Here is a 17,345-nt window from a genome sequence, read left to right as displayed (position 1 = left end):
TAGCGGGATGCCGAACACCTGCGGGCCAGCGACCGCCGGTAGTGCCGGCCGCTGGCCGGCTCTTCGGGCTGCCGGAAGGTAATGCGAGGAGCCGGCCGGCGGCCGGCACTACTCTTCGTCGGGGACTTCGTCGGCGTTGAGGGTGCGCGCCTTGCGCTTTGGCGCGGTGAACGGCGTCGGGGTCGGCACGCCGGGCAGCGCGCTGCCGAACACCATGTGGGCGCCCGCACGCAGGTCGCCACCGGCCATTTCCAGTTCGAAACGCTCGGCGTCGCGCTCGCGGATCTGTTCGGCGATCTCGCGTGCGTCGTCGGCGTCGGCGCCGAGCTCCATCAATGCGGCCTGGCCGAACTGCAGGGCCGATTCGAAGGTTTCGCGGATCTGATAGTCGACGCCCGCATGGATCAGGCGCAGCGAATGTTCGCGGTCGAACGAACGCACCAGCAGCTTGGCCTGCGGGAATTCGTGTTTCGCCAGTTCCACGATGCGGTCGGCGTCGACGTCGCTGTTGACGCAGATCGCAATCGCACGCGCAGTGGCGGCGCCGGACGCATGCAGCACGTCCAGGCGGGTGCCATCACCGTAATAAATCTTGAAGCCGAAGCGCTCGGCGTTGTGGATCATGTCCACGTCGTTGTCGATGATGGTCACGTCCACGTCGCGCGCCAGCAGCGACTGGCTGGCGACCTGGCCGAAACGACCGAAACCGATCATCAGCACGCTGCCGGACATGCCCTCGGCGGTGTCCACCCCTTCCAGCGACACTTCGCGCGCCGGCATCAACCTGTCGTGCAGCAGCACGAACAGCGGGGTCAGCGCCATCGAGAGGACCACGATGGCGGTCAGGTTGGCATTGACCTCCACCCCGATCACCCCCGCGGTGGCCGCGGCCGAGAACAGCACGAACGCGAACTCGCCGCCCTGCGCCATCACCACGCCACGGTCCAGCGCCTGGCGGTGGTCGCTGCCCAGCAGGCGCGCCACGGTGTAGATGCAGACCGCCTTGGCCAGCATCAGCGCCAGCACGCCGGACACGATCAGCGGCCAGTTGTTGGCGACCACGGTCAGGTCCAGCGCCATGCCCACGCTGAGGAAGAACAGGCCGAGCAGGATGCCGCGGAACGGCTCGATATCCGCTTCGATCTGGTGGCGGAAGGTCGACTCGCTCAGCAGCACGCCGGCGAGGAACGCGCCCATTGCCATCGAGAGGCCGCCCAGTTGCATCAGCAGCGCCGCACCCAGCACCACAAGCAGTGCGGCGGCGGTCATCACCTCACGCGCCTTGGCCGCCGCCAGGATGCGGAACAGCGGGTTGAGCAGGAAGCGCCCCACCAGCACCAGGCCGATGATCGCGCCGGCGGCAATGGCCACGCTGAGCCAGCGCGAACCCGCGCCGGCGTCGGCCTGCACCGGCGCCATGAACGCCACCACGGCCAGCAGCGGCACGATCAGCAGGTCTTCGAACAGCAGGATCGAGACGATCTTCTGCCCCGAGGGCAGCGCGATGTCGCCGCGCTCGGCCAGCAGCTGCATCACCACCGCGGTGGAGGTCAGCACGAAACCGGCCGCGCCGATGAAGGCCACCGGCAGCGGGAAGCCGAACAGCATGCACACGCCGGTGAGCACCGCACCGCAGACCACGATCTGCAGGGTGCCCAGGCCGAAGATTTCGGTGCGCAGGCTCCACAGGTGCGAAGGACGCATTTCCAGTCCGATCACGAACAGGAACATCACCACGCCGAGTTCGGCGGTATGCAGGATCGCCTGTGGGTCGGAGAACCAGCCGAAGCCGAACGGTCCGATCGCCAGGCCGGCGGCGAAGTAGCCCAGCACCGAGCCCAGTCCCAGCCGGCGGAACAGCGGCACCATCACCACGGCCGCACCCAGCAGGGCGACTACCTTCACCAGTTCACTGGCACCTGCTTCCACCGCCATGCGGTTGTTCCCTGTAAATCCGATCAGCCGTCACGATAGGACAAGTTGACGCAGGGACATAGCACGCCGGTGCGCAGGATCGTGCCGGGAATGGAACGATAGGCCATAAAAGCGCCAGGTCATTCCACTAACTGCTACTGCAAAACGCCGTGTAGTCGATGTATCCGGGGAACGCCTGCCCCGGCGCACATACCGGGCACGCCGGGTCCGGCGCCAGCCGGATTTCGCGGAAGCGCATTGCCAGCGCATCGAAGGTCAACAACCGGCCGACGAGCGGCTCGCCGATGCCCAGCAGCAGCTTGAGCACTTCGGTGGCCTGCAGCAGGCCGACCATGCCCGGCAGCACGCCGAGCACGCCGGCTTCGGCGCAGTTGGGCGCGAACTCCGGCGGGGGTGGTTCCGGGAACAGGCAGCGGTAACACGGTGCGTGGCCGCGCTGGCGGCCGGCATCGAACACCGACACCTGGCCGGTGAAGCGCTCCACCGCGCCATACACCAGCGGTATGCCGTGCTTGATGCACGCATCGTTGAGCAGGTAGCGCAGCGGGAAGTTGTCCGAGCCGTCCAGCACCACGTCCACGCCTTCCAGCAGGGCGTCGATGTTGTCCGAGGTGACGCGCGCCTGCACGGCGTCCACGTCCAGGCGTGGATTGAGCGCCAGCAGTCGTTCCCGCGCCGACAGCACCTTGGGCTGGCCGACGCTGGCGTCGGTGTGCAGGATCTGCCGGTGCAGGTTGCTGCGGTCGACGACGTCGTCGTCGGCGATGCGCAGGTGCCCTACCCCGGCAGCGGCCAGGTAGAAGGCGGCGGGCGAGCCGAGGCCCCCGGCGCCGAGCAGCAGCACGCGCGCGCCCAGCAGCGCCTGCTGGCCGGCCACGCCGACCTGGGGCAGCAGCAGGTGGCGCGAGTAGCGTTCGTTGAAGTCGCGTTCGTCATCGCTCTGCAGCGGTTGCACCAGTGGCAGGCCGGCGGCGCGCCAGGCGGTGGTGCCGCCGTGGACCGAGGCGATGCGGGTGTAGCCGAGGTCGTGCAGGGCCGTTGCCGTGTCGAGCGAGCGCTTGCCGCTCTGGCAGATCAGCAGGATCTCGCGGTCGAGTGCCGGGAGGTGCGCGGTGGGCTCGGCCTGGAGGTCGCCCTGCGCGATACCCCGCGCGCCTTCGGCCATGCCGGTGGCGCGCTCGTGCGCTTCGCGCACGTCGATCAGCAGCGCGCCGTGGAGGGCGCGTTGGTGGGCGTGTTCGGGGGTGATCTCGAGAATGGCGCTCATGGCCACATTATCGCGCGCGCCCGGACGGTAGAGCCACGCTCTGCGTGGCTGTCGTACGTTCGGACGCCGCGAAGCCACGCAGGGCGTGGCTCTACCGGGATCGCCGTATCCGGAGTCGCGTCAGCGGCCCTTTACGTGGCGGATCAGGCGCTTCTTCTTGGCGATCTGGCGCTCGGTCAGCTGGTTCTTCTTGCCTTCGTACGGGTTGGTACCCTCGCGGAAGATGAACTGCACCGGCGTGCCGATCAGCTTGAAGCGCTTGCGGAAGAAGTTCTCGAGGTAGCGCTTGTACGACTCCGGCAGTTCCTTCAGGCGGGTGCCGTGCACGATGAAGGTCGGCGGGTTGGAACCGCCCGGGTGCACGTAACGCAGCTTGGACACGTGGCCACGCACCGCCGGCGGCGGGTTGGTCTCGTAGGCGATTTCCAGCGCCTTGTTGACTTCGCTGGTGCTGAACTCATGCGTGGCCGAGGCATGCGCCTGGTGGATCGCACGGAACAGCTCGCGCAGGCCCGAGCCATGCTTGGCCGAGATGCGCACGGTTTCCGCCCACGGCACGAAGCCGAGCTTGCGCGACACCAGGGTTTCGGCCTGCTCGCGCTGGTAGTCGGTCAGCCCGTCCCACTTGTTGATCGCCACCACCAGCGCACGCCCGGCATCGAGCACCGCGCCCAGCACGCTGGCGTCCTGGTCGGTCACGCCTTCGCCGGCGTCGAGCATCAGCACGGCTACCTGGCACTGCTCGATGGCCTGCAGGGTCTTGATCACGCTGAACTTCTCGACCACCTCTTCGACACGCCCCTTGCGGCGCAGGCCGGCGGTGTCGATCAGGCGATACTGGCGGCCGTCGCGCTCCAGGTCCACCGCGATCGAGTCGCGGGTGGTGCCCGGCACTTCGGACGCGATCATCCGCTCCTCGCCGAGGATGCGGTTGACCAGGGTCGACTTGCCCACGTTGGGGCGGCCGACGAAGGCGATGCGCATCCGGGCCGGATCGTTGTCCATCTCTTCGGCGCTGCCCTCTTCCGGCAGGCGCTGGACAACTTCCTCGAGCAGATCGTCCAGGCCCTGGCGATGCGCCGCCGACACGGTCAGCATTTCGCTGAAGCCGTAACGGGCGAACTCGGAGCGGACGTTGTCTTCGTTGGTGCCGTCGATCTTGTTGATCAGCAGCAGGGTCGGCCGCGACAGCTTGCGCAGCCACGACAGGATCTCGTCATCCAACGCCGAGGTGCCGTCACGGGCATCGACCACGAACAGGATCAGGTCGGCTTCGGCAGCAGCGGCGCGGGCCTGGCGTGCGGTCGCACCAGCCAGGCCCTCTTCCTCTTCCGCGATACCGCCCGTGTCGACGACGAGGAAATGATTGTCCTCGTCGAGACGGCAGACACCATAGTTGCGGTCCCGGGTGACGCCGGGCTGGTCATGGACCAGGGCGTCACGGGTACGGGTCAGCGCATTGAAAATGGTGGACTTGCCGACATTCGGCCGTCCAACCAGGGCGACCAAGGGCAGCATCGCGGTAACTCCTTATTGTGCCAACCGGAACGCGGTCAGCTTTCCATCAACGTTCTGCACCAGCAGAATCCCATCGGCGACCACTGGCTGCGCCAGCAGGGCATCGCCGCCACTCTTGGCGCGCCCGGCGAATTCGCCGTTGTCGGTGCGCAGCCAGTGCAGGTAGCCCTTGTAGTCACCGACTACAACGTAATCGCCCTGCACCACCGGCCCGGTCAGCGAGCGGCGGGCCAGCCCGGTCTGCGACCACATGGCCGTGCCACTGGTCTTGTCCAGGCCGAACACGCCACCCTTGTTGTCGGTGACGAACACATTGCCCGAGGTCAGGGCCACGCCACCGGCGCCGCCATGATCGCGTGCCCACAGCGGACGGCCGGTCGGGCCTTCGATCGCCATGGTCTGGTTCTTGAAGCTGCTCACGAACAGGGTGTTGCCTTCCAGCACCGGGGCACCGTCCACGTCGGACATGCGCTCCAGCTCGGTACGGCCTTCGCCGTTGGCGACCATCTGGTCCCACACGGTGCGACCGTCCTGCATGGCCAGCGCGGCCACGCTGCCGTCATCGTTGCCGATGAACAGCACGCCCGGGCCGGCCACCACCGGCGCGTTGCCGCGCACGGTCAGCGCAGGCAGTTCGCGCGGGTTGAACCACTTCTGGGTGCCGTTGCCGGCATCGAAGGCGGTCACCCGGCCATCGTTGCTGCGCACGAACACGATGCCCTGGCCGACGGCCGGGGCGGAAATCACTTCACCGGGGACCTTGGCGCGCCACTTTTCGGTGCCGTCGTTGGCGTCCAGCGCGATCACCTGGCCATCCAGCGTACCGATCACCACCAGGCCTTCGCCGACGCCGGGGCCACCGGACAGGCGCAGCTTGGGCTGCTTCTTGACCTTGGCCGGCTCGTAGGTCCACACAGTCTTGCCGGTCTGAAGGTCCAGCGCATGCACGCCGCCGGTGATGGCCGCCGCGAACACGCGGCCGTCGGCCACGACCGGACCCTGGCGGACGCCAATGCGCTTCTCGCCCTTGCCCAGGTTGGTGCTCCAGACCTTGTCGACCTTCACGGTCGGCTCGAACTTGACCAGCTCAGCCGGTTCCAGCGCCTTCTTGGCCTCTGCGTCCTTGCCCGCGAACCAGCCCTTGACGGTGCTGCAGCCGGACAGCGCCACGCCCATCAGGACCAGGGTGGCAACGCGCTTGATCATGACCATCTGCTTCATTACACCGACTCCGCGGGCTCGGCGACGGTGCCACCGGCATCCATCACCTTGGTTTCCAGAACACGCCGCTGCGGCGCTGCCACGTCCAGCGTCTTGAGCGCCTTCTCATACAGCCCGCGGGCTTCGTCGCGCTTGCCCGATGCAATCAGCGCGTCGCCATGGATTTCCAGGCTGGCACTGTCGGTCGCATCGCCCAGCAGCTTGATGGCTTCATCCTGCTTGCCGGTGGCGATCAACAGGCGCGCGATGCGCTGGTCGATCGCGGGTTTGAGTTCGGGGCTGGCCTGGATCGCACGCAGGGTGGCCAGGGCCTCTTCGTTCTTGCCGGCGTCGACCTGCGCCTTGGCCAGCTGCAGCGCAGCCAGGTCGGCATAGACGCTGGCCTTGCCGCCGTCCAGGGCCTTGATGCCCTTGGCCGCGTCATCCAGCTTGTTGTCCTGCAGCTGCTTGAGCACCACCTGGTACTCGGCGTTGGCCATGGACAGGTGGTTGCCCTGTTCCTTCTGCCACCACTGCCAGCCAGCAATGCCGCCGATGGCGATCGCCACGCCGGCGATGATGCTCACACCATTGTTCCGCAGCCAGCTGCGGACGCGTTCACTTTGTTCGTGCTCGTCGAGCAGGTCGTCGATCGCCATGCGTACTCTCGCCCCTGCCGGTCAGGAGGGACTGTTTGAATTGGACTGTCGAAACAGCGGAAACGCGGCTCAGTGTGAAACCGGAGCCACGGAGCCGTCAGAGGATACCGTAAAGCGCGCCACGTTGGCTCGCTGGTACGGCGAAAGGTCGACGATAGTGCCGGCCTGCTGAACCTCGACCGCCGAGGCATTGCCCAGCACCATGCGGGCCACCTGGCCGGGGCTGAAGGTGCGGGTTTCGCCGGATTTGATCAGGGCCTTCTCGACGGTCGCGCCGTCGGGACCGGCAATGTCGACCCAGCTGTCGCCCTTGAACTGCAGGGTCAGCGCGCCGGCCGGGGCCGGGGCGGCGGTGGCCGGTCTCGGCACCGGGGTGAGCGAGGCAAGGTACGGTGCCGAAGGCGCGGCCGGTGCCGCGGCAGGCGTCGCCGCGGACGCGGCCGGGGCGGCCGGCGGGGACGAGCCGGCCACCGGAACCGCGGCCGGAATCACGTCCAGCGAAGCGGTCGCCGGCGCGGTGGACGCACTGTCGAAATGGCCGCGCGTGGCGAACCACACCGGCACCGCCAGCACCGCGGTGATGCCCACGTACAGGGCACGGCGACCGAGGTTCTCGGCGATGCGCCGGGCCCGCGGGGTATGCGTATGGCTGACCAGCTGCGGCGGCACCACCGGCCCGATCCGGGCCTGGTCCAGCACATCGCCCAGGTCGACGTTGAGCAGGCGGGCGTAGCTCTTGAGCTGGCCGCGCACGAACACCGGCGCGCCGAGGCGGTCCCACTGCTCGGCTTCCAGCGACTTCACCACCTGGACCGGCATGCGCAGCTTCGGACCCACGTCCTCCAGCGTCATCCCTGCCGCTTCCCGCGCCTGGCGGAGGCGAGCCCCACAGCCGGCAGCGGTATCAAGCGCGTTCACAGTCTGGTCATCAATCACAATGCTTCAACCCCGGGAATTAGGAGCCGCATCCTGCGGAAATTCGTCGCGAATTCGCTGCAGATAGCGACCGGATGCCACTGTGTCACCAAGCTGCGCCTCGATTTGAGAGGCAAGTTGTAACACGGAACGTGTGGCCGGTGCAGCCGCGAGACGCCGTTGCACGAAGGCGCGGGCCTCGAAATAACGCGACTGCGCGTACTCGTTGCGCGCCATGGATTCCAGCGCGTAGGCGTTGCCGGGTTCCAGCACCAGCGCCTTGCGCAGGTCACGCACGGCCCGTTCCGGCTGCCCGGCGTCCAGCGCGCAGCCGCCGGCGTTGGCAAGCGCGGCAGCCGGGGTGCGATAACCCGGCGCAACCACGGCGCGGTCGAACAGCGGCAGCGCCTCGGCGGCTCGCCCCTGCCCGCACAGCCAGGCACCGTAGTTGTTCAGCACGTCCCCGCTCTGCGGCGCCAGCTCGGCCGCCTTCTGGAACAGCGGACCGGCCTCGGCCACCGCGCCGCGCTGGTTGGCCAGGGCAGCGAGCAGGATGTAGGCGTCGGGCTGGCCCGGGTCGAGCTTGAGCGCGCTGCGTGCGCGCTTTTCGGCCACGTCCGGCTGGCCGGCACGGAAGGCCTCGGCGGCCAGCGTCAGCTGGTCCTGGTAGTTGAACCGGCGCCGGGTGTCGGCGCTGTCACGGGCCACGTACTCCGGGGCGATGCCCAGCGGCGCACTGATGGGTTTGACGCCTTTGCTGCCACAGCCAGCGAATGCCAGCGCGACGAAAACAACGGCTGGCAATCGAAGGTCAGGCAGCGGCATCCCGGTTTTTCCCGTCCTGGAGCGTCTTGTTGAACTCGGCCTGGCGGCGCGTACGGTCCATCACCTGGCCCTTGAGCTGCCCACAGGCGGCGTCGATGTCGTCGCCACGGGTACGCCGCACCATGGTCAGCACCTGCTGGTCGAGCAGGATCTTCTGGAAGGCACGGATCTCCGCATCGCCGGAGCGCTCGTAGCGCGTGCCCGGGAACGGATTGAACGGAATCAGGTTGACCTTGCCCGAGTGCGAGGCCTGCACCGCGTTGTCGAACTGGCGCATCAGGCGCGCCAGCTGGCGGGCGTGTTCGGGCTGGTCATTGATGCCCTTCATCAGGGTGTATTCGAAGGTCACCGATTCGCGGCGCTTGTTGGCGCGCAGGTAGCGCGCGCACGAGGCCATCAGCTCGACGATCGGGTACTTCTTGTTGAGCGGGACCAGGGTCTCGCGCAGCGCATCGTTGGGTGCGTGCAGCGACACCGCCAGCGACACATCGCTTTCGGCCGAGAGACGGTCGATCTGTGGCACCAGGCCGGAGGTCGACAGGGTCACCCGCTTGTTGGCCAGGCCGTAGCCCAGGTCGTCGCGCATCACGCTCATGGCACGCACGACGTTGTCGAAATTCATCAACGGCTCGCCCATGCCCATCATCACCACGTTGGTGAGGCGACGCTGCTTGTGCGGGATGTTGCCCAGGTGGCGCGCGGCAACCCACACCTGGCCGATGATCTCGGCGGTGGAAAGATTGCGGTTGAAGCCCTGGGTGGCGGTCGAACAGAACGTGCAGTTCAGCGCGCAGCCGACCTGCGAGGACACGCACAGCGTGCCGCGGTTCTTGTCCGGGATGTACACCGCTTCGATCGCGTTCTTGCCGTCGGTGCCCATGGCCAGCAGCCACTTGTGGGTCCCGTCGGCAGACGGCTTGTCGAACACGATGTTGGGAACGCGGACCTCGGCATGCTGGTGCAGCTTGGCGCGCAGCGCCTTGCCCAGGTCGGTCATTTCATCGAAGTCGGTGACGTAGTGGTGGTGGATCCACTTCATCACCTGGTGGGCACGGTAGCGCGCTTCGCCGAGGGTCTCGGCGAAGAAGCGCTCCAGGCCCGCGCGATCGAGGTCGAGCAGGTTCTGCTTGGCCACCGGCGCGCCTTCGGCGAGCACGATGGGGATGGCGGTGGGCTGTACGACCTCGTTCACGGCATTACTCTCAGCGCGAGACCACGTCGGTCGCGGCGAAGAAGTACGCGATTTCAATCGCGGCGTTCTCGACCGAGTCCGAGCCGTGGGCGGCATTGGCATCGATGGAATCGGCGAAGTCGGCGCGGATGGTGCCCGGCGCAGCGTCCTTCGGATTGGTGGCGCCCAGCAGGTCGCGGTGGGCCAGCACGGCGTTCTCGCCTTCCAGGGCCTGGATCATCACCGGGCCGGAGATCATGAACTCGACCAGCGCGTTGAAGAACGGACGCTCGCGGTGCACGGCGTAGAAGCCTTCGGCTTCGCGGCGCGACAGCTGCTTGTACTTGGCAGCCACGACCTTCAGGCCAGCCTTTTCGAAGCGGGCGTAGATTTCACCGATGACGTTCTTGGCGACGGCGTCCGGCTTGATGATGGAAAGGGTGCGCTCCAGCGCCATGGGAAGTTCTCCGTTGGGCGGGCCACTGATCGGCCCGAGAGTAACATGAAAAAAACCCGCGTCAAAACGCGGGCTTAGCCTGATATACGTGCGTCAATTCTACAGCGTCCCGGCGGCCGGATACAACGTGCCGCATTCATCTGGATGACCGCCCGGCAACCGTTCTGCTGCGCCGCACAATGCAGCCGCACGGCGCTGGGTCTAATATCAAACAATCGTTTGATTGAACCCTGCCCCGACCATGGCCAAGCCCGCCCATTTCTCCACCAAGGACCGCATTCTCGGCGCCGCCGAGGAGCTGTTCGCCCTGCACGGGTTCGCCGGGACCTCGCTGCGCCAGGTCACCAGCCAGGCCGACGTGAACATCGCGGCGGTCAACTACCACTTCGGCTCCAAGGAAAACCTGGTCAACGAGGTGTTCCGCCGCCGCATGGACGAAATGACCGCCGCGCGCCTGGCCCAGCTGGAGGCCGCCCGCCGCGAGCACCCGGGCCAGCTGCGCCCGGTGCTGGCCGCGTTCGTCGAACCCGCGCTTGCCATGGCCCAGGACCGCCAGACCGGCGGCGCCTTCGTCCGCGTCATCGCCCGCGCCTATGCGGAAAAGAACGACAACCTGCGCAAGTTCCTCTCCGACCACTACGGCCACGTGCTGCGCGAGTTCGGCAAGGCCATCGCCGCCTGCGTGCCGGGCCTGAGCAAGGAAGAGCTGTACTGGCGCCTGGACTTCCTGGCCGGCGCGCTGACCTACGCGATGGCCGACTTCGGGCTGATCAAGCGTCCCGCCGGTGTCACCGAAGCGGCGCATCGTGCCCATGCAGCCCAGGAACTGATCCATTTCGCCGAGGCTGGCTTCCGCGCCAGCGCGGCCACCCACGCCCCCCTTTCCACCCCGTAACGCCAAAAGGCTTATCGACATGTCCAATTCCCTGCTAGTCCGCCGCGCCGCCGTGCTGGGTGCCGGCGTCATGGGCGCCCAGATCGCAGCCCACCTGACCAATGCCGGCGTCGACACCGTGCTGTTCGACCTGCCCGCCAAGGAAGGTCCGGCCGACGGCATCGTGCTCAAGGCCATCGCCAACCTCGGCAAGTTGAGCCCTGCCCCGCTCGCCAGCAAGTCCTACGCCGAAGCGATCACCCCGGCCAACTATGAAACCGGCCTGGAGCAGCTGCGCGACTGCGACCTGATCATCGAAGCCATCGCCGAACGCATGGACTGGAAGCAGGACCTGTACAAGAAGATCGCGCCGTTCGTGGCCGACCACGCGGTACTGGCCTCCAACACCTCCGGCCTGGGCATCAACAAGCTGGCCGACGTGCTGCCCGAGCAGCTGCGCCATCGCTTCTGCGGCGTACATTTCTTCAATCCGCCGCGCTACATGCACCTGGCCGAGCTGATCCCGGCCAGCACCACCGACGCCGCCGTGCTGGAAGGCCTGGAAAGCTTCCTGGTCACCACCCTGGGCAAGGGCGTGGTGTACGCCAAGGACACCCCGAACTTCATCGGCAACCGCATCGGCGTGTTCTCGATCCTGTCCACCATCCACCACACCGAGCAGTTCGGCCTGGGCTTCGACGAAGTCGACGGCCTGACCGGCCCGCTGGTCGGCCGCCCGAAGTCGGCCACCTACCGCACCTCCGACGTGGTCGGCCTGGACACCATGGCCCACGTCATCAAGACCATGGGCGACACCCTGCCCAACGATCCGTGGCACGCCTTCTTCAAGTCGCCGAAGTGGCTCGAAGCGCTGATCGCCAAGGGCGCGCTCGGCCAGAAGACCGGCGCCGGCATTTTCCGCAAGGTCGGCAAGGACATCGTGGTGCTGGACGTGGAGAAGCAGGACTACCGTCCGGCCGACCGCACTGCCGCGCCTGAAGTGGTCGAGATCCTGAAGATCAAGAATCCGGCCGAGAAGTTCGCCAAGCTGCGCGAAAGCCAGCACCCGCAGGCACAGTTCCTGTGGGCGACCTTCCGCGACCTGTTCCACTACAGCGCCTACCACCTGGCCGACATCGCCGAGACCGCGCGCGACGTGGACCTGGCCATCCGCTGGGGCTACGGCTGGTCGCTGGGCCCGTTCGAAACCTGGCAGGCCGCCGGCTGGAAGCAGGTGGCGCAGTGGATCGCCGATGACATCGTCGCCGGCAAGAGCATGAGCAATGCCCCGCTGCCGGACTGGGTGTTCGACGGCCGCGACGGCGTGCACGCTGCCGAAGGCAGCTACAGCCCGACCCGCAACGCCAAGCTGCCGCGCTCGGCGCTGCCGGTGTACCAGCGCCAGCGCTTCCCGGATCCCCTGCTGGGCGAGACCTTCAGCCCGGGCGAAACCGTGTTCGAGAACGACGGCGTGCGCATGTGGCACGACGGCGACGGCATTGCCGTGGTCAGCTTCAAGACCAAGATGAACACCGTGTCCGACCACGTGCTCAACGGCCTGCAGGAAGCGATCAAGCGCGCCGAGCAGGGCTTCAAGGGCCTGGTGATCTGGCAGCAGAAGGAGCCCTTCTCCGCCGGTGCCGACCTGGCCGGCGCGCTCGGCCTGCTGCAGGCCGGCAAGGTCGACCAGTTCGAAGAGATGGTGCACAACTTCCAGCGCACCAGCCAGGCGATCAAGTATTCGCTGGTGCCGGTGGTGACCGCCGTGCGCGGCCTGGCCCTGGGCGGTGGCTGCGAATTCCAGATGCACAGCGCCAAGAGCGTGGCGGCCCTGGAAAGCTACATCGGCCTGGTCGAGGCCGGCGTTGGCCTGCTGCCGGCCGGTGGTGGCCTGAAGGAACTGGCGGTGCGTGCCTCGCAGGCCGCCGGCCCGGGCGGCGACGTGTTCGCCGAACTGAAGAAGACCTTCGAAACCGTGGCCATGGCCAAGGTCTCCAACTCGGCGGTCAACGCCAAGGAATTGGGCCTGATGCGCCCGACCGACAAGGTCGTGTTCAACAGCTTCGAGGCGCTGTACATCGCCAAGGCCGAAGTGCAGGCGCTGGCCGAGGGCGGCTACCGTCCGCCGATGCCGGCCCGCCGCATCCAGGTCGCCGGCGACGTGGGTATCGCCACCTTCAAGATGATGCTGGTCAACATGCTGGAAGGCCGTTTCATCAGCCCGTACGACTACGAGATCGCCGTGCGCATCGCCACCGTGCTTTGTGGTGGCGAAGTCGACCGCGGCACCCTGGTCGACGAAGAGTGGCTGCTGACCCTGGAGCGCAAGCACTTCGTCGAACTGGCCCAGCAGGAAAAGACCCAGGCCCGCATCGCGCACATGCTCAAGACCGGCAAGCCGCTGCGTAACTGATCGGCCCGAACCACATTCAAGAGATCGCCACAATGACCAAGCAGATCCAGGACGCCTACATCGTCGCCGCCACCCGCACCCCGGTTGGCAAGGCGCCCAAGGGCGTGTTCCGCAATACCCGTCCCGACGACATGCTCGCGCACGTGCTCAAGTCCGTGGTCGCGCAGGCCCCGGGCATCGACGTCAATCGCATCGACGACGCCATCATCGGCTGCGCCATGCCCGAAGCCGAGCAGGGCATGAACGTGGCCCGCATCGGCGTGCTGCTGGCCGGCCTGCCGGACACCATCGCCGCGCAGACGGTCAACCGCTTCTGCTCCTCCGGCCTGCAGGCCGTGGCCATGGCCGCCGACCAGATCCGCCTGGGCAACGCCGACCTGATGCTGGCCGGCGGTACCGAGTCGATGTCGATGGTGCCGATGATGGGCAACAAGATCGCCATGGCGCCGAGCGTGTTCGACAACGACCACGTGGCCATTGCCTACGGCATGGGCATCACCGCCGAGAAGGTCGCCGAGGAATGGAAGGTCTCGCGCGAGGAGCAGGACGCCTTCGCCCTGGCCTCGCACCAGAAGGCCATCGCGGCGATCCAGAACGGCGAGTTCAAGGATGAGATCAGCCCGTACGATGTGCGCACCCGCCAGCCGGACCTGGCCGACGGCCGCCGCATCATCACCCGCGACCGCATCGTCGACACCGACGAAGGCCCGCGCCCGGATTCGTCCGCAGAAGGCCTGGCCAAGCTGCGCCCGGTGTTCCGCAACGGCCAGTTCGGCGGCACCGTGACCGCCGGCAACTCCTCGCAGATGAGCGACGGCGCCGGTGCGGTGCTGCTGGCCTCCGAGCAGGCGGTGAAGGACTACGGCCTGAAGCCGCTGGCCCGCTTCGTCAGCTTCTCGGTCGCCGGCGTGCGCCCGGAAGTGATGGGCATCGGCCCGATCGCGGCCATTCCGAAGGCGCTCAAGCAGGCCGGCCTGACCCAGGACCAGCTGGACTGGATCGAGCTCAACGAAGCCTTCGCTGCGCAGTCGCTGGCAGTGATCCGCGACTGCGGCCTGGATCCGTCCAAGGTCAACCCGCTGGGCGGCGCCATCGCCCTGGGCCACCCGCTGGGCGCGACCGGCGCGATCCGTACCGCCACCCTTCTGCACGGCCTGCGCCGCCGCCAGCAGAAGTACGGCATGGTCACCATGTGCATCGGCACCGGCATGGGCGCTGCGGGTATCTTCGAATCGCTGTAAGTGCAAAAAAAAGGGCGGCCTGATGGCCGCCCTTTTTTGATGTGTCCGGCCAGCGGCCGGACCTACTGCCTACCCTTCGTCGTCGGCCAGCATCTGTGCCAGCTTCTCGCGTGCCGGCTTGCCCAGCTTGTGGCTTTCCAGTGCGAAGCGGATGGTCGCCTCGACCAGTCCCAAGTGGGTACCGCAGTCGAAACGGGTGCCTTCGAAGCGGAACGCGTCCACTTCCTCGGTCTTGAGCAGTTCGGCAATGGCGTCGGTCAGCTGGATCTCGCCGCCGGCACCGGTGCCGGTGGACTCCAGCAGCTCGAAGATCTTCGGGCTGAGCACGTAGCGCCCGACCACGGCCAGGTCGCTCGGTGCGTCGGCCGGCTTGGGCTTCTCCACGATCTGCGAAATGCGGCCCTTGCGGCCGTCGAACGCGTCGGTGGCGACGATGCCATAGCTGGCGGTGTTCTCGTGCGGCACGTCTTCGACCGCGATCACGCTGGCGCCGGTAGCCTGGTTGAGGTCGGCCATCTGCTTGAGCGCACCATCGCCGCGGTTCCAGATCAGGTCGTCCGGCAGCAGTACCGCGAACGGCTCATCGCCGATCACGGCCTTGGCGCACAGCACCGCGTGGCCCAGGCCCAGGGCTTCGGCCTGGGTGACGAAGATCGCGCGCACGCCGTTGGGCAGCACGTGCCGGACCAGTTCAAGCTGCTCGGTCTTGCCGGCACGCTCGAGCTTCTGCTCCAGTTCGTAGGCCTTGTCGAAATAATCGGCCACCGCATGCTTGTAGCGGTTGGTGATGAAGATCAGGGTGTCGCACCCTGCTTCGATCGCCTCATCGACGGCGTACTGGATCAGCGGCCGATCGATGATCGGCAGCATTTCCTTGGGAACCGTCTTGGTAGCGGGGAGGAACCGGGTACCCAGTCCTGCCACCGGGAAAACCGCCTTGCGAATGCGCTTGCTCGTCACAGCCTGTTGGCCTCTCGTGCCGGAAAGGGAACCACATTAGCCGACTCGACGTGAGATTCCTGTTGCAACGGCGAGAATTCCGGCATGGTCGCGAAGAGGATGCTGTTGATGGCATCGGTATCGTAATTGGCGATCGCCTCGCGCAGGCGCGGCACGTTGCCCAGCACCTGGTCGCGGGCGAAAGTGCGCACGCCGGCTTCGAGGATCTTGGGGTGCGCGGTCGGCCGGTAATCCTCGTCCGAATAGAACAGGGTTTCGTGCAGCTTCTCGCCCGGACGCAGGCCCGTATAGACGATCGCGATGTCCTTGTAAGGCTGCTTGCCGGCCAGGCGAATCATCTGCTCGGCCAGCACCCGGATCGGCACCGGCTCGCCCATGTCCAGGGTGTAGATCGCACCATGCGAGGCCGACGCCGCCGCCTGCAGGATCAGCTGGCAGGCTTCGGGGATGGTCATGAAGTAGCGGGTTACTTCCGGGTCGGTGACCGTGACCGGGCCGCCCTTGAGGATCTGTTCGCGGAATACCGGGACCACGCTGCCGGCGGAGGCCAGCACGTTGCCGAAGCGTACGGTGACAAAGCGCGTGTGGCTGGTCTTCTGGTCCAGGCTCTGGCAGATCATCTCCGCGTAGCGCTTGCTGGCGCCCAGCGCGTTGACCGGGTCGACCGCCTTGTCGGTGGAGATGAACACGAAATGCTCGATCCGCGCCTCGACACAGGCGCGCGCCACCGTCTCGGTGGAGAGGATGTTGTTGCGGACCGCTTCGCGCAGCTGGCGCTCCAGCACCGGCACCTGCTTGTAGGCCGCCGCATGGAACACCGCGTCGACGCTGGACAGCGACAGCGCGTGGCGGATCACCGCCGGGTCGCCGCAGTCGCCCAGCACCGCCTCCACCACCAGGTCCGGGAAGCTGCGCTTCAGCTCGGCCTCGATGGTCAGCAGCAGCAGTTCACTCATTTCCAGCAGCACGACCCGCCCTGCCCCGTGCCGCGCGCACTGGCGGCACAGTTCCGAGCCGATCGAGCCACCGGCGCCGGTGACCAGCACCGTGCGGCCACCCAGCCAGCTACGGATCAGCGACCAGTCCGGCAGGATCGGCTTGCGCCCCAGCAGGTCCTCGATCGCCACTTCCTTGAGCTCACCCGGCAGCGAATGGCCGAGCAGCACGTCGTTGAGCTTGGGCACCATCCGGAACGGCACGCCGGTGCTCTCGCACAGGGCCACCACGCGCTGCATGCCCGCCGCGTCGAGCGACGGAATGGCGATCACCAGCAGCTTGGCGGCGGTTTCGCGTGCCACGGCAGCGGCATCGTCCAGCGTGCCCAGGATCGGCAGGCCCTGCAGCTTGGCACCCTGCAGGTGCGGGGCGTCGTCGAGCAGGCCGACCGGTTCGAAATCACCGGAGCGACGCAGGTCGCGGACCAGGGCTTCGGCCGCCTGGCCGGCACCCAGGATCAGCACGCGGCGCGCGCTCGCGTCGGACTGCAGCGCCTGGTAGTCCTTCCATGCCCGGTACAGCAGGCGTGGCGCACCCAGCAGCGCCGACAGCGCGAACGGATAGATCACCAGCACCGACATCGGTACGCCGTTGAAGCGCTTGTAAGCGAGCACCACGACGATGGCCAGCAGGCCGATGAAGCTGGATTTGAAGATGTGCAGCAGGTCGGCCACGCTGGCGAACCGCCACAGGCCCCGGTAGAGGCCTACCCGCCAGAACACGACGGCCTGGATGGCCAGCACCAGCGTGGTGTCGATATTCCAGAGCGGAAGCGAAGGGGCGTCGGCCAGCATCGAATAGCGGCCCGCATGCAGCAACTGCCAGCAGGCCCAGACCATGAAGAGGTCGTGGGCCACGATGGCGGCACGGGGGAGCAGACTCGTAAAGCGGTCCAGCCAAGGCGTCATAAACCA

Annotated in this window: 14 protein-coding genes; 3 read left to right on the top strand and 11 right to left on the bottom strand. The window is 67.1% G+C overall.

From position 1 onward, the window contains the following. Positions 1 to 108: 108 nt before the first annotated feature. The 9 genes from PDM28_RS08095 to ndk all read right to left on the bottom strand — a co-directional run bounded on the left by PDM28_RS08095 (position 109) and on the right by ndk (position 9,947). The gene (locus PDM28_RS08095) at positions 109 to 1,935 is read right to left on the bottom strand and encodes a monovalent cation:proton antiporter-2 (CPA2) family protein (protein WP_102945605.1); all 1,827 of its coding nucleotides are present in this window, start codon (positions 1,933 to 1,935) and stop codon (positions 109 to 111) included. A 127-nt stretch (positions 1,936 to 2,062) separates the two neighbouring features. Then, entirely contained in the window at positions 2,063 to 3,202 is a 1,140-nt protein-coding gene (gene moeB, locus PDM28_RS08090; RefSeq protein WP_311184399.1) for a molybdopterin-synthase adenylyltransferase MoeB, read from the bottom strand. A 120-nt stretch (positions 3,203 to 3,322) separates the two neighbouring features. Next, positions 3,323 to 4,720 carry a ribosome biogenesis GTPase Der gene (gene der / locus PDM28_RS08085; RefSeq protein WP_102945607.1) on the bottom strand — a complete coding sequence of 466 codons (1,398 nt, stop codon included), beginning with the start codon at positions 4,718 to 4,720 and terminating at the stop codon, positions 3,323 to 3,325. Positions 4,721 to 4,732: 12 nt separating this feature from the next. Then, positions 4,733 to 5,941 (bottom strand): outer membrane protein assembly factor BamB, encoded by a 1,209-nt coding sequence (gene bamB, locus PDM28_RS08080; RefSeq protein WP_102945608.1) that lies wholly within the window; start codon positions 5,939 to 5,941, stop codon positions 4,733 to 4,735. Continuing rightward, on the bottom strand, positions 5,941 to 6,579 hold the full coding sequence (locus PDM28_RS08075; protein WP_102945609.1) for a YfgM family protein: 639 nt from the start codon (positions 6,577 to 6,579) through the stop codon (positions 5,941 to 5,943). Before PDM28_RS08075 ends, bamB begins: the two co-directional genes overlap by 1 nt. Positions 6,580 to 6,648: 69 nt before the next feature. Further along, positions 6,649 to 7,515: a helix-turn-helix domain-containing protein gene (locus PDM28_RS08070; protein ID WP_311184398.1), complete on the bottom strand. Its 867-nt coding sequence runs from the start codon at positions 7,513 to 7,515 to the stop codon at positions 6,649 to 6,651. Between the two features lie 6 nt (positions 7,516 to 7,521). Beyond that, positions 7,522 to 8,319, bottom strand: a complete 798-nt coding sequence (pilW, locus tag PDM28_RS08065; RefSeq protein WP_311184397.1) for a type IV pilus biogenesis/stability protein PilW — start codon at positions 8,317 to 8,319, stop codon at positions 7,522 to 7,524. Beyond that, positions 8,306 to 9,511: a dual-specificity RNA methyltransferase RlmN gene (gene rlmN, locus PDM28_RS08060; RefSeq protein WP_070207198.1), complete on the bottom strand. Its 1,206-nt coding sequence runs from the start codon at positions 9,509 to 9,511 to the stop codon at positions 8,306 to 8,308. The genes pilW and rlmN overlap by 14 nt, the downstream gene beginning before the upstream one ends. A 10-nt stretch (positions 9,512 to 9,521) precedes the next feature. After that, the gene (gene ndk / locus PDM28_RS08055; RefSeq protein WP_070207199.1) at positions 9,522 to 9,947 is read right to left on the bottom strand and encodes a nucleoside-diphosphate kinase; all 426 of its coding nucleotides are present in this window, start codon (positions 9,945 to 9,947) and stop codon (positions 9,522 to 9,524) included. A 241-nt stretch (positions 9,948 to 10,188) separates the two neighbouring features. Between ndk and PDM28_RS08050 the strand changes: the two genes are divergently transcribed. Genes PDM28_RS08050 through PDM28_RS08040 form a run of 3 tightly spaced genes read left to right on the top strand, consistent with a single transcriptional unit; the run spans position 10,189 to position 14,475 of the window. Continuing rightward, positions 10,189 to 10,842 (top strand): TetR/AcrR family transcriptional regulator, encoded by a 654-nt coding sequence (locus PDM28_RS08050; RefSeq protein ID WP_102945612.1) that lies wholly within the window; start codon positions 10,189 to 10,191, stop codon positions 10,840 to 10,842. A 19-nt stretch (positions 10,843 to 10,861) separates the two neighbouring features. After that, positions 10,862 to 13,234 (top strand): 3-hydroxyacyl-CoA dehydrogenase/enoyl-CoA hydratase family protein, encoded by a 2,373-nt coding sequence (locus PDM28_RS08045; protein WP_311184396.1) that lies wholly within the window; start codon positions 10,862 to 10,864, stop codon positions 13,232 to 13,234. A 32-nt stretch (positions 13,235 to 13,266) separates the two neighbouring features. Then, entirely contained in the window at positions 13,267 to 14,475 is a 1,209-nt protein-coding gene (locus PDM28_RS08040) for an acetyl-CoA C-acyltransferase (protein ID WP_102945614.1), read from the top strand. Between the two features lie 69 nt (positions 14,476 to 14,544). On the opposite strand, the gene galU is transcribed toward PDM28_RS08040, so the two are convergent. Beyond that, complete coding sequence (galU, locus tag PDM28_RS08035; RefSeq protein ID WP_311184395.1) at positions 14,545 to 15,435, bottom strand: UTP--glucose-1-phosphate uridylyltransferase GalU; 891 nt, start codon at positions 15,433 to 15,435, stop codon at positions 14,545 to 14,547. Further along, positions 15,432 to 17,339, bottom strand: coding sequence for a polysaccharide biosynthesis protein (locus PDM28_RS08030; protein WP_311184394.1), 1,908 nt, complete (start codon positions 17,337 to 17,339; stop codon positions 15,432 to 15,434). Before PDM28_RS08030 ends, galU begins: the two co-directional genes overlap by 4 nt. Positions 17,340 to 17,345 lie beyond the last annotated feature (6 nt).

The sequence above is a fragment of the Stenotrophomonas aracearum genome (genome assembly GCF_031834615.1).
In the GTDB taxonomy this organism is placed as follows: domain Bacteria; phylum Pseudomonadota; class Gammaproteobacteria; order Xanthomonadales; family Xanthomonadaceae; genus Stenotrophomonas; species Stenotrophomonas aracearum.
Note: the sequence above shows the minus strand (reverse complement) of the source record. Positions and strands in the feature narration are given on the sequence as shown.